A 12,750-nucleotide genomic window follows, 5' to 3' on the forward strand; every position below is an offset into this window, starting at 1 on the left:
ATTATCGGATCGCAGGAGGGACGCCGTGACCGCTGTGCCCGCAGTGCCCGCAGTACGGAAGTCGAGCCCGGCGCAAGAGCCGGGCCAGGAACTCCCCGAGCCGCCGTGCCACGACCTGGGCCCGGTGGCGCCGAGGCCGGGTCCCGCCGCGGGCCCCGGGCGGCTGTCGCCCGTCCTGCGGCGCCGGCTGCGCCGCCTCGCCCCGCAGGCCGTCGCCCTCGTGCTGCTGGCCGGCGGGGCGCTCGCCTACGCGGCCCAGGACAAGCAGATCCGGCTCACCGTCGACGGGGAGCCCCGGGTCCTGCACACCTTCGCGCGGGACGTGTCGGTCGTGCTCGCCCGCGAGAAGATCAGCCTCGGCCCGCACGACCTCGTCGCCCCCGCCCCCAGCACCCCGCTCTCCTCGGGCGACGAGGTCGCCGTGCGCTACGGGCGGCCGGTCGACCTCACCGTCGACGGGAGCAGCCGCCGCGTGTGGACCACCGCGCGCCGCGTGGACGAGGCCCTGCGGCAGCTCGGCGTACGGGCCGAGGGCGCGCACCTGACCGCCTCCCGCTCCACCCCGATCGGCCGGGCCGGACTGCCCCTCGTGGTGCGCAGCGCCCGCACGCTGAAGGTCGTCGCCGACGGCCGTACCCACACCGTGCGCACCACCGCCGCGACCACGACCGACGCGCTCGCCGAGGCGGGCATCCCGGTGCACCGGCAGGACCGGATCTCCGTACCCGCGGAAAGCTTTCCGCAGGACCGTCAGGCGGTCGTCGTCCAGCGGGTGCGGGAGAAGACGCGCACCCGCGACGTGCGGATCGCGCACAAGACGCGCCACCGCCACGACTCCTCGCTCCTGCGCGGCACCACGCGGGTCGTGGACCCCGGCAGGGACGGTCTGCGGCGGATCACCTACCGCGAGCGCACCGTGGACGGGAAGAAGGAGAAGCCGCGCCGCCTCGGCGTGAAGCTGGTCCGGCCCGCACGCGACCGGATCGTGCGGATCGGCACCCGGGTGCCCAGGCCCCCGGCGCCGGTGGCCCCCACCGTCGCTCCTCCCGCGCGCACCACCGCGCCCGCCCCCGCTCCCAGGCCCACCCGCCCGCGCACCACCACGCGCCTGCCCTCGGGCGGCGGCGGCCGGAACTGGGCGGCGCTCGCGCAGTGCGAGTCCGGGGGGAACCCCGCCGCAGTCGACCCCTCCGGTACGTACGGCGGGCTGTACCAGTTCGACCAGCGCACGTGGAACAGCGTCGGCGGCAGCGGCCGTCCCCAGGACGCGAGCGCCGGTGAACAGACCTACCGCGCCCAGCTCCTGTACGCCCAGCGCGGCGGCCCCGGCGCCTGGCCGGTGTGCGGCGCGCGTCTCTGACCCGGCAGCAGCCGCCCCCGCCGCCCACCGGCGGGGGCGGCAGCGGGCACAGGCGGGGGGCGCCGCCCCCGTACCCTTACGGGGTGACCCGTACAGACCCCCTCCTCGGCCCGGCCGACATCCGCGAGCTGGCCGCCGCGCTCTCGGTGCGCCCCACCAAGCAGCGCGGGCAGAACTTCGTCATCGACGCCAACACGGTGCGGCGCATCGTGCGCACCGCCGAGGTCCGCCCGGAGGACACCGTCGTCGAGGTCGGGCCCGGACTCGGCTCGCTCACCCTCGCGCTGCTCGACGTCGCCGACCGGGTCACCGCCGTGGAGATCGACGACACGCTCGCCGCCGCGCTCCCCTCGACCGTCGCGGCCCGGCTGCCGGAGAAGGCCGACCGGTTCGCGCTCGTGCACTGCGACGCGATGCGGGTCACCGAACTGCCGGGACCGCCGCCCACCGCCCTCGTCGCGAACCTCCCGTACAACGTGGCCGTCCCCGTACTGCTGCACATGCTGGAGACCTTCCCGAGCATCGAGCGCACCCTCGTCATGGTCCAGGCCGAGGTCGCCGACCGGCTCGCCGCCGCGCCCGGCTCCCGGGTGTACGGCGTCCCGTCCGTGAAAGCCGCGTGGTACGCGACGGTCAAGCGGGCCGGCTCGATCGGGCGCTCCGTGTTCTGGCCCGCGCCCAACGTCGACTCCGGCCTCGTCTCGCTCGTACGCCGCACCGAACCGGTGGCGACCAGCGCGAGCCGCCGCGAGGTCTTCGCCGTCGTCGACGCGGCCTTCGCCCAGCGCCGCAAGGGCCTGCGCGCCGCCCTCGCCGGCTGGGCCGGTTCCGCCGCCGCCGCCGAGGTGGCGCTGCGCGCGGCCGGGGTCTCCCCGCAGGCGCGCGGCGAGTCCCTGACCGTCGAGGAGTTCGCGCGCATCGCCGAGCACCGCCCGGAGCGAAGCGCCCCGGCCCAGCAGGAGAAGGGGGAGCGGGCGTGAGCGGGCACCTCACCGGTCCGGGCACAGGCCAGGCCACGGACCACCGCAGCGACCACGTCACCGTCCGCGTGCCGGCCAAGGTCAACGTGCAGCTCGCGGTGGGCCCGGCCAGGGCCGACGGCTTCCACGACCTGGCCAACGTGTTCCTCGCCGTCGGCCTGTACGACGAGGTGACCGCGACCCCCGCCCAGGAGCTGCGCCTGACCTGCTCGGGCCCCGACGCCGGGCAGGTCCCGCTGGACGCGAGCAACCTCGCCGCGCGGGCCGCGACCGCGCTCGCCGAGCGGGCCGGCCTCGCACCCGCCGTGCACCTGCACATCGACAAGGACATCCCGGTCGCGGGCGGCATGGCCGGGGGCAGCGCCGACGCGGCCGGCGCCCTGCTCGCGTGCGAGCGGCTGTGGCGCACCGGCGCGCGCCACGAGGAGCTGCTGGAGATCTGCGCGGAACTCGGCAGCGACGTGCCCTTCAGCCTCGTCGGCGGCGCCGCCCTCGGCACCGGACGCGGGGAGCGGCTGACCCCGCTGGCGGTCGGCGGCACCTTCCACTGGGTCTTCGCGCAGGCCGAGGGGGGCCTGTCCACCCCGGCGGTCTACCGCGAGTTCGACCGGCTCGCGCAGGGCCGTACCGTGTCCGAGCCGCTCGTGTCCCCGCTGGTCCTGGACGCCCTGTCCACCGGCGACCCGAAGGCCCTCGCGGCGGCGCTGACCAACGATCTCCAGCCCGCCGCGCTGTCCCTGTTCCCCGCGCTGCGCGAGACCCTGGACACCGGGACGCGGGCCGGGGCGCTGGCCGCGCTCGTCTCGGGTTCCGGTCCCACGACGGCCTTCCTGGCCGCCGACGAGAGCGGCGCGCACGCGGTGGCCGAGGCGCTGACCGCCTCAGGACACTGCCGCGCCGCCCGCGTGACGACGGCCCCCGCCCCGGGCGCCACCGTGCTCTGACCGGGCCCGCCCGCGCTCCGACTACTCTGGACAGCCGGTCCCCCCGTACGGCCTTCCGTGCGGGTTCGTGTGTCGAGCTGGAGTGTGGATGGCCGTCAACCTGGTCAATGTCGAGGCAGTCAGCAAGGTGTACGGCACCCGCGCGCTGCTCGACGAGGTGTCCCTCGGTGTCTCGGAGGGGGACCGGATCGGGGTGGTCGGCCGCAACGGGGACGGCAAGACGACCCTGATCCGGCTCCTCGCGAAGCTGGAGGAGGCCGACTCGGGCCGCGTCACGCACAGCGGCGGCCTGCGCATCGGCGTCCTGACGCAGCACGACTCCCTCGATCCGGCCGCCACGGTGCGCCACGAGGTCATCGGCGACCTCGCCGACCACGAGTGGGCGGGCAGCGCCAAGATCCGCGACGTGCTCACCGGCCTGTTCGGCGGCCTGGACCTGCCGGGCTTCGACCAGGGCCTGGACACGGTGATCGGCCCGCTGTCCGGCGGGGAGCGGCGCCGTATCGCGCTCGCCAAACTGCTGATCGCCGAACAGGACCTCATCGTCCTCGACGAGCCCACCAACCACCTCGACGTCGAGGGCATCGCGTGGCTCGCGCAGCACCTGCGCACCCGCCGCTCCGCGCTCGTCTGCGTGACGCACGACCGCTGGTTCCTGGACCAGGTGTGCACCCGCATGTGGGACGTGCAGCGCGGCTCCGTCTTCGAGTACGAGGGCGGCTACTCCGACTACGTGTTCGCCCGCGCGGAACGCGAACGGCGCGCGGCGACCGAGGAGACGAAGCGGCAGAACCTCGTCCGCAAGGAGCTGGCCTGGCTGCGGCGCGGCGCCCCCGCCCGTACCAGCAAGCCGCGCTTCCGCATCGAGGCGGCCAACGAGCTGATCGCCGACGTGCCGCCCCCGCGCGACACCTCCGAGCTGATGAAGTTCGCCTCCACCCGGCTGGGCAGGACCGTCTTCGACCTGGAGGACGTGACCGTCACGGCGGGCCCGAAGGAGCTGCTGCGGCGCATCACCTGGCAGCTGGGCCCCGGCGACCGGGTCGGCCTCGTCGGCGTCAACGGCGCGGGCAAGACCTCGCTGCTGCGCGCGCTGGCCTCGGCCGCCCGCACCGAGGGCGAGGAGCAGCCGGCGGGCGGGCGGATCGTCGTCGGCAGGACGGTGAAGCTCGCCTACCTCTCGCAGGAGGTCGGCGAACTCGACCCGAAGCTGCGGGTGCTGGAGGCCGTGCAGCAGATCCGCGACCGCGTCGACCTCGGCAAGGGCCGCGAGATGACGGCCGGGCAGCTGTGCGAGACCTTCGGCTTCGGCAAGGAGAAGCAGTGGACGCCGGTGGGCGACCTGTCCGGCGGTGAGCGCCGCCGCCTGCAGATCCTGCGGCTGCTCATGGACGAGCCCAACGTCCTCTTCCTCGACGAGCCCACCAACGACCTCGACATCGAGACCCTGACCCAGCTGGAGGACCTGCTCGACGGCTGGCCCGGCTCGATGATCGTCATCAGCCACGACCGCTTCTTCGTCGAGCGCACCACCGACCGGGTGTTCGCGCTGCTGGGCGACCGGGCGCTGCGCATGCTGCCGCGCGGGATCGACGAGTACGTCGAGCGCCGCCAGGCCCTGGCCGCCTCGGCCGTCCCCGCCCCGGCCGCGGCCCCGGCGGGCGCCGCCGCGCCCGCCGCGACCTCCGCGAAGGAGGACCGTGCGACGAAGAAGGAACTCCAGCGCATCGAACGGCGGCTGGACCGCATCGCCCAGCAGGAGGTCACGCTCCACAAGTCGATCGCGGACAACGCGACCGACTTCGGGAAGGTCGCGAAGCTGGATGCCGAACTGCGTGAACTCGCCGGCGAGAAGGACGAGCTGGAGCTGCGCTGGCTCGAACTGGCCGAGGACGCCTGAGCCCGGCCACCTCGCCACCTGACGGACCGTCGCATCACGGCGACGTCACGTCCCGGTTCTCCCTTGGGCACAGGCGCCGGACGGGACGGCGCGCCCGCTTGGCGGGGTGGTACAAAGAACCCCCGCCCGACTGGACCAGGACTGCGGGGAGCGTGCCCGATTCGCTCTGTTCCGGGGGGAAGTGACCCACGGAACGGCGGGGGAGCCGGACGGGTGGCGGTCCCGCGCGTAGAGGTGCCGCTGATGACTCAGCCGCCCGACCAGCCGCCGTGGACCGGGGGCCCGCAGCCGGGGCCCGCGGGGCCCGTACCGCCGCAGGACGGCGCGGGCGGATCCGTCCCGCCGCCGCAGCCCCCGCAGGGCGCGCCCGGTTACGGGTATCCGGCGCCGCAGGGCCCGTACGCCCCGCCGCCCTCCCCGCCCGGCGCGGGCTGGGGCCCGCAGTCCGGCCCCTACGGACCGCCGCCGCAGCCGGGGCCGTACGGACCGCCGCAGCAGCCCGGCCCGTACACCGCTCCGCAGTACGGCGGTCCCGGCTACGGCTACCCGCCCCCGCAGCCCCCGCAGGGCCCCGGCGGCGGGCGCGGCCCCTTCCGGGGACGGACCAAGGTCCTGATCGCCGTGGCCGCCGCCGTCGTGGTCCTCGCCGCCGGTACCGTCTTCGCCGTGCTGAGCGGCGGGGACGGAGGGGACGAGGAGCCCGTCGCGAAGCACAGCGCCACGGCGAAGCCCTCGGTCTCCACGCCGGTCAACCCCGGGGACGGCGACGGCGACGGCAAGGACGAGCAGACGGACCTCAACGCCGGCCGCAAACCCGGCGAGGCGAAGGTCCTCTGGTACAAGGAGGCACCCGACGCCCCGGGCAACGGCGCCTCCACGCCCGCCCTGTGGGTGCGCGGGGGCATCGTCGTGAAACCCGCGTACAAGCAGGTCTTCGCCTACGACGCGGCCACCGGGAAGCCCGCGTGGGGCGGTGAGCCGCTGACCCTGCCGCAGCCGCTGTGCGCCGCCTCGCGCGAGATCAGCAAGGACGGCCGGGTCGTCCTCGCGTACCGCAAGAACGGCGCCGACGACGCGCTGTGCAACCAGATGACGGACCTCGACCTGAAGACGGGGAAGAGCAGCTGGCACAAGGAGATCCCCTCCGAGGCGACCTTCGACATCCTCTCCTCCGTGCAGCTGAGCATCAGCGGCGACACCGTGGCCGTCGGCCGCCTCGGCGGCGGCAGCGCCTTCCGGGTCAGCACCGGCGCGAAGCTCTTCAGGCAACGCAGCGTCGACGACCCGGACGACTGCCAGCCGCAGGGCTACGCGGGCGGCGCCGCGCTCCTGGTCGCCGTGGAGTGCGGGCCCAAGGCCGACAAGCCCGAGCTGCGCAGGATCGACCCCGTCACCGGGAAGAAGCTGTGGTCCTACGGCTTCCCGGCCGGCTGGCGGATCAGCGACCTCTACTCCGTCGACCCGGTCGTCGTGCACCTCACGAACGACAAGGAGAAGAAGTGGAACGTCACCGTCCTGACGGCGGACGGCAAACGGCGCTCCGAGCTCACGACCAAGGACAGCTTCGCGCCGCAGTGCGACTCCTCGGTCCTCGCGCGTGACCTGACCAGCTGCGTCGGCGCGGTCGCCGACGCCACGCACCTGTACCTGCCCACCGAGGCGGACGGCGGCAAACCGAACGCGGTCGTCGCCTTCGACCTCGGCACCGGCAAGGAGAGCTGGCGCGGCAACGCCCCCGGCGACCGCGACATGCTGCCGTTCAAGACGCTGGACGGCGCGGTCGTGATGTACGCCCAGCCCTCGTTCGAGACGGGCGGGATCGTGCTGTCCGTGCCGAGTGGCGGCGGCGCCGCGAAGACCCTGCTGCGGCTGCCGCAGAGCGTCTCCCGGATCGAGGACGGCTACTTCAACCCGCTCGTCGACTACGTGGACGGCCGCTTCCTCCTCGCCCAGAGCAGGCTCTCCGGCAACGACGACGCCCCCGAGAAACTGATGATGGCCTACGGCCAGTAGCCGCCGTCCCCCTTCTTCCCGCCCCGTCCCCACAGCACCCGCAGCACACAGGTAAGGACGTCATGAGCCAGCCACCCCAGCCGCCCAGGCCCCCGTACGGACCGCCGCCGCCCGGCGAGGAGCCCGAGGGCCCCGAGAGCCGCAAGGGCGCCCGCCCCGCCGAGGACGCCCCGGGCCCCGAGGACGCTGTCCCCGCGCCGCCCGCGCCCGCGCCCGCGTCCTCGCCCGAACAGCCGCCCGGACCGCCGCCCGCGCCCCCCGGCTTCGGGGCGCCCGAGGACGGCCCGCCGGCCACCCCGCCCCCGCCCGGTTTCGGCGCGCCCCAGACCCCGCCCGCCCCGGGCTTCGGTGCGCCCACCCCGCCCGCGCCCGGTTTCGGCGCGCCCACCCCGCCCGGCCCGCAGGGCCCCGGCTTCGGCGCCCCGGCGGGCGGCGGCTTCGGTCCCGCGACGCCCCCGCAGCCGCAGGCCGGCGCGGGCTACGGCTATCCGCAGCAGCCCCCGGGCGGCTACGGGTACCCGGGCCCCGCCGCGCAGCAGCAGCCCGGCTACGGCTACCCCGGGCAGCAGCCGCAGACGCCCGGTTACGGCTACCCGGCGGGCGCCCCGCAGCAGGGGTACGGCGGCTACGGGCAGCCCCCGACGCACCCGATGCCGCCCATGCCGGGGCCCGGCGGCGCAGGCCGCGGCAAGCTGCTGTCCGCCCCCGTCCTGATCGTCGCCGCGGCGGTCGTCGCGATCGCGCTGATCGTCGGTGGCGGTGTCCTGTACGCGAAGAACGGCAGCGACGACACCGCCGCGAGCGACAGCAAGGACAAGGACACCAAGGACGGCAAGGACACCAAGGGCGGATCGGACGGCAAGGACGGCAAGGACGGGCAGCAGGACCAGGCCGGCCCGGCCGGTTCAGGCACCGCCACGGAGAAGGCCCCCGCGAACCCGGACGGCAAGCTGCTGTTCCAGCTCCCGCAGGCCGTCTCGCCGAAGGACACCAACAGCACCGTCATCCTGGGGTCCTGGGTCACCGACACCTACTACGTGAAGTCCGGCGTCGCCTCCGTCAGCGGCTACGACGCCGCGACCGGCGCCAGGAAGTGGACGGTCAAACTGCCCGGCCCGGTGTGCGCGGCCAGCAGGTTCCAGAGCGAGGGCCATCTCACGGCGATCGTGCACCAGCCGGCGATGCCCACCAAGGACGAGCGCCACAAGGGCTGTTCGCAGGTCTCCTCGATCGACCTGAACGCGGGCAAGAAGCTGTGGACCAAGGGGGTCGGCAGCGGACAGGCCGCGGCCAACTTCACCGAGGTCACCGTCGCCGGGAACACCGCCGCGGCCGGCGGCACCGGCGGCGGCGCCGCGTGGGACCTCAAGTCCGGGGACCAGCTGTGGTCCCCGAAGGCGGGCGACAGCTGCTACGACGCCGGGTACATGGGCGGCACCGGACTCGCCGTGGTCCGCAAGTGCGGTTCGTACGGGGAGAGCAGGCAGCTGCTGATCCAGGTGCTCGACCCGGCCGACGGGAAGGTCCGCTCGGAGTACAAGATGCCGCGCGGCATCGAGTACGCGGGCATCGTCTCGGTGAACCCGCTGGTCGTCGCGACCGACGTCAACGACTCCGCCGACGACGGCTCCAGCATCTCCGACATCTTCTCCGTCGACGCGAAGACCGGGAAGCTGCGCACCCGTTTCTCCGCCGACGCGAAGAAGTACGGCGCCGAGTGCGGGGCCACGACGGTCGCCGAGTGCACCGGCCTGGCCGTCGTGGGCGACCGCCTCTACATCCCGACCGAGGAGCACGAGGGCGGCGGCGACAGCCTGAGCGAGACCAACGAGATCGTCTCCTTCGACCTCGGCACCGGGAAGCTCACCGGACAGCGCGCTTCGGCCGGGGAGGGGTACATCATCACCCCGCTCCGTTCGGACGGCCCCAACGTCATCGCGTACAAGAGGCCGCCGTACGACAAGGGCGGGCAGGTCGTGTCGCTGTCCGGCCCGGACCTCAAGGAGACGGTCCTGCTGCACAACCCGGACACCGAGGCGGTCCGCGAGGCCGAGAGCCGGTTCTCGCCGCGCTACTCGGAGATCCTCTTCGACAAGGGCCGCCTCTACATGTCGCAGGTCTTCGCCGACGAGGCCGACGAGGACTCCGGCACCAACCGCCACCTCGTGATGGGCTTCGGCCCGAAGTAGCGGACCCGGGCGCGTGGCACCGCCTCGTGCCCGCGCCTCTCCTCGCACCCCCGCTCCCGGCGCGCACCCCGCGCGCCGGGAGCGGCGCGTTGTGCCCGTGCCGCTCAACGCCGCGACGGCCCGGAAAAGAGCGGGATTTCGGCGTTCCCGGGCACTTCTTGCCGGGAGAGGGCGCGCGAGGTCGAACATCCGTGTAGCTTCCGGTGGACACAGGGTCAGGGGCCCCCGTTCCGTGGGGGAACAGGGGGATCGGTGGGGGATTGGGGGGAGGCTTTGTGGGAGTGCGTCTGATGGTGGTCGACGACCACCGGCTGCTCGCCGAGGCGCTGGCCTCGGCGCTCAAACTGCGCGGGCACCGGGTGCTCGCGGCGGCCGCCCCGGCGGCGGGCGCGGCGGACCTGGTGGTGAGCCGGGCGCCCGAGGTGTGCCTGCTGGGCACGGCCACCCCGGCCGAGCCCGGCATGTTCGACCCGGTGGTGAAGATCCGGCGCGAGCGGCCGCAGATCGCGGTGCTGGTCCTGGGCCCGGTGCCGAGCCCGCGCGGGATCGCGGCGGCCTTCGCGGCGGGCGCCTGCGGCTACGTACGGCACGACGAGCGGATCGAGGGCGTGGAGCGGGCCATCATGAAGGCGCGCGCCGGGGAGGCGGCCGTGGCCCCCGCCCTGTTGCAGAGCGCCTTCCACGCGCTGCTGAACCCGGTGGAGCAGCCCGACGACGAGGGGCAGCGGCTGCTGGGGATGCTCACGCCGCGCGAGATCGAGGTCCTGGTGCGGGTCGCGGACGGCGAGGACACCCGGCTCATCGCGGCGGGCATGGGCATCGCCCCGTCGACGGCCCGCACCCACGTGCAGCGGGTCCTGATGAAGCTGGGCGTCGGCTCCCGTCTGGAGGCGGCGGCGCTCGCGGCCCGTACCGGTCTGCTGGAGCGGGCCGGCTCCTACCGCTCCTTCACGTCCGGCACCGGCGTACCGGAGTCCGGCCGGGACTGAGCGGGTTCCGTCCGCGACTGAGCGGTTCCGGTCCGGCGGGAACGTACAGGGCCGGGGGCCGCGTTCCGGGCTGTGCGCCCGGCCCACGGCCCCCGGCCCTGTGTTCTCGTGCTCCAGGTGGAGCGCCCGCTCAGGTCTCCGGGTGCTCCTTGAGGTCCTGGACGAGTTCCTCGACGGCCGGCGGCTGGGTGGGCCGCAGGTACATCCACAGCAGGAACAGCAGTCCGAGGACGAGCATCCCGATGCCGGTCCACAGGTTGATGTTGATGTCCTGCGCCTTCTTCAGGTCGGCGTCCGAGGCGGTGATCCCGGCGATCGTGACGATCACGCCGTAGACCACGAACAGTCCGCCGATGATGCGCCGGACGTCGAAGAGGCGCGCGGCGGTGGCCGACTCGCGCTCCAGTCGCTCGACGTTCTCGATGTCTCTGAGGTTCTGCGGCTGCGCGTTCTCGTCCGCGCCGCTGGTGTGCTTCTCGCTCATGGTGGTGGTGTCCTCCGCTGGCTCAGAAGGAGAAGGGGATGTAGCAGAGGGCGGCGAGGATCACGGCGCCCCAGCCCAGCAGGGCGGGCTTGCGGTACCAGGCGTCGTCGCCCTCGGCCGGCGGTTCCGGCAGCCCGGGGGACTTGGTGCCGTAGACGAGACCGGCGAGCTTGGCGGCCGGTTTGGGCTTGGTGAACATGGTGACGGCGAACATGACGACCGCGCCCACCACGAACGCCACGATCGAGGAGACGAAGTTCGCTCCCTGGTCGCTGGGGATGCCGATGACGCCCTGCTTGTAGAGCCAGAAGTAGTTGATCATCGCGGCCGCCGTGCCGGACAGCAGCCCCCAGAAGCCGGCCGCGGCCGTCGTGCGCTTCCAGAACATGCCGATGATGAACACCACGAACAGCGGGACGTTGAAGAAGGAGAACAGCGTCTGCAGGTAGTTCATGATGTTGCTGAAGCTGGAGGCGATGAACGCCGTGCCCATGCCGATCAGCACGCCGACGGCGGTGACCACACGGCCCGTCTTCAGGTAGTACGCGTCCGGCCGGCCCTTCTTTATGTAGGGCTGCCAGATGTCGGTCGTGAACACCGTGTTGAACGAGGAGATGTTGGCGGCCATACCGGCCATGAAGGCGGCGAGCAGACCGGTCACGGCGATCCCGAGGACACCGTTGGGCAGCAGGTCGCGCATGAGGACCGGGATCGCGTCGTTGTAGTCGAGCCCGCTGCCGGTCTTGCCGAGGGTGGGCTCCATGACGAGCGCGATCAGCCCGGGGATCACGACGATCGCGGGGATGAAGATCTTCGGGAAGGCGGCGATGAGCGGGGTGCGCTTGGCGGCCGACAGGTTCTTCGCGGACAGCGCGCGCTGCACCTCGGCGAAGTTCGTCGTCCAGTAGCCGAAGCTCATCACGAAGCCGAGGCCGAGCACGATGGTCAGCCAGTTGGCGCCCAGCGGGTTGTCCGAACCGATCCCGGTGCCCTGCCAGGCGGTCATGAAGTCCCCGCCCTTGTCCTGGGTGAGGGTGTCGGTGATGCCGTCCCAGCCGCCGACCCGCTTGAGGCCGACGATGGTGAGCGGGATGAGCGCGGCGAGGATCACGAAGAACTGCAGGACCTCGTTGTAGATCGCCGAGGACAGTCCGCCCACGGTGATGTAGACGAGCACGAACAGGCCCGCGATGACGATCGCGAACCACTCGGGCCAGCCCAGCAGCGCCTCCAGCACGATCGCCATCGCGTAGAGGTTGACGCCCGCGATCAGCACCGAGGAGACGGCGAAGATGATCGAGGACAGCAGGTGGGAGGAGGGCCCGAAGCGGTGCAGGAGGAATTCCGGCACCGAGCGGACCTTGGAGTTGTAGTAGAACGGCATCATCACGAGGCCCAGGAAGACCATCGCGGGGATCGCGCCGACCCAGTACCAGTGCACGGTGTAGACGCCGTACTGCGCGCCGTTGGCCGCCATACCGAGGATCTCGGTCGCGCCCAGGTTGGCGGCGACGAACGCCAGGCCGGTCACCCACGCCGGCAGGGACCTGCCGGAGAGGAAGAAGTCGAGGCTGGTCTTCACACTGCGGCGGGCGGCGAAACCGATGCCCAGGACCACGATGAAGTACAGGGCGAGGATCAGATAGTCCAGCCAGTTGGTCGGGAGTCTGAGCCCTTCGGCAAGGAGCATGGGGAGTACTCGCTTCGTTGCGATGAACATGTGGGGACGGTCGCCTGCCCCCGGTAGCGCTGGGACGAACACCCTTGCGGGCGTCTTTAGTTGTTCTTTGTTCGAACATGGGGTGCTACCGGACGGTAGGGGTCCGCGGAGACACTCTAGTCAAACCGAGTGAAACGGTTCTCCAGGCATTGACCCTGCCAGGGTGCCGTG

General features: G+C 73.0%; 9 protein-coding genes. 7 read left to right on the top strand and 2 right to left on the bottom strand.

The window, feature by feature from the left end; genetic code table 11:
- The first annotated feature begins 25 nt into the window (after positions 1 to 25).
- The 7 genes from AB0J21_RS05540 (at position 26) to AB0J21_RS05570 (ending at position 10,375) form a co-directional block, all read left to right on the top strand.
- Entirely contained in the window at positions 26 to 1,360 is a 1,335-nt protein-coding gene (locus AB0J21_RS05540; RefSeq protein WP_363144505.1) for a ubiquitin-like domain-containing protein, read from the top strand.
- Positions 1,361 to 1,443: 83 nt separating this feature from the next.
- A complete protein-coding gene (rsmA, locus tag AB0J21_RS05545) occupies positions 1,444 to 2,340 on the top strand; it encodes a 16S rRNA (adenine(1518)-N(6)/adenine(1519)-N(6))-dimethyltransferase RsmA (RefSeq protein WP_363144506.1) in 897 nt (298 codons plus the stop codon).
- Positions 2,337 to 3,284 (top strand): 4-(cytidine 5'-diphospho)-2-C-methyl-D-erythritol kinase, encoded by a 948-nt coding sequence (locus AB0J21_RS05550; protein ID WP_363144507.1) that lies wholly within the window; start codon positions 2,337 to 2,339, stop codon positions 3,282 to 3,284. The genes rsmA and AB0J21_RS05550 overlap by 4 nt, the downstream gene beginning before the upstream one ends.
- 88 nt (positions 3,285 to 3,372) lie before the next feature.
- Entirely contained in the window at positions 3,373 to 5,184 is a 1,812-nt protein-coding gene (locus tag AB0J21_RS05555; protein WP_363144508.1) for an ABC-F family ATP-binding cassette domain-containing protein, read from the top strand.
- A 243-nt stretch (positions 5,185 to 5,427) separates the two neighbouring features.
- Positions 5,428 to 7,197, top strand: a complete 1,770-nt coding sequence (locus AB0J21_RS05560) for a PQQ-binding-like beta-propeller repeat protein (protein WP_363144509.1) — start codon at positions 5,428 to 5,430, stop codon at positions 7,195 to 7,197.
- Between the two features lie 62 nt (positions 7,198 to 7,259).
- On the top strand, positions 7,260 to 9,386 hold the full coding sequence (locus tag AB0J21_RS05565) for a PQQ-binding-like beta-propeller repeat protein (protein ID WP_363144510.1): 2,127 nt from the start codon (positions 7,260 to 7,262) through the stop codon (positions 9,384 to 9,386).
- Positions 9,387 to 9,661: 275 nt separating this feature from the next.
- Entirely contained in the window at positions 9,662 to 10,375 is a 714-nt protein-coding gene (locus AB0J21_RS05570; RefSeq protein WP_363144511.1) for a response regulator transcription factor, read from the top strand.
- Positions 10,376 to 10,505: 130 nt separating this feature from the next.
- Here AB0J21_RS05570 and AB0J21_RS05575 read toward each other — a convergent pair whose 3' ends face one another.
- Together AB0J21_RS05575 and AB0J21_RS05580 are read right to left on the bottom strand one after the other, a co-directional pair.
- Entirely contained in the window at positions 10,506 to 10,859 is a 354-nt protein-coding gene (locus tag AB0J21_RS05575; RefSeq protein ID WP_363144512.1) for a hypothetical protein, read from the bottom strand.
- A 22-nt stretch (positions 10,860 to 10,881) separates the two neighbouring features.
- A complete protein-coding gene (locus tag AB0J21_RS05580; protein WP_363144707.1) occupies positions 10,882 to 12,549 on the bottom strand; it encodes a sodium:solute symporter family protein in 1,668 nt (555 codons plus the stop codon).
- Between the last annotated feature and the right edge of the window lie 201 nt (positions 12,550 to 12,750).

This window comes from Streptomyces sp. NPDC049954 (genome assembly GCF_040656295.1).
Taxonomy (GTDB): Bacteria; Actinomycetota; Actinomycetes; order Streptomycetales; family Streptomycetaceae; genus Streptomyces.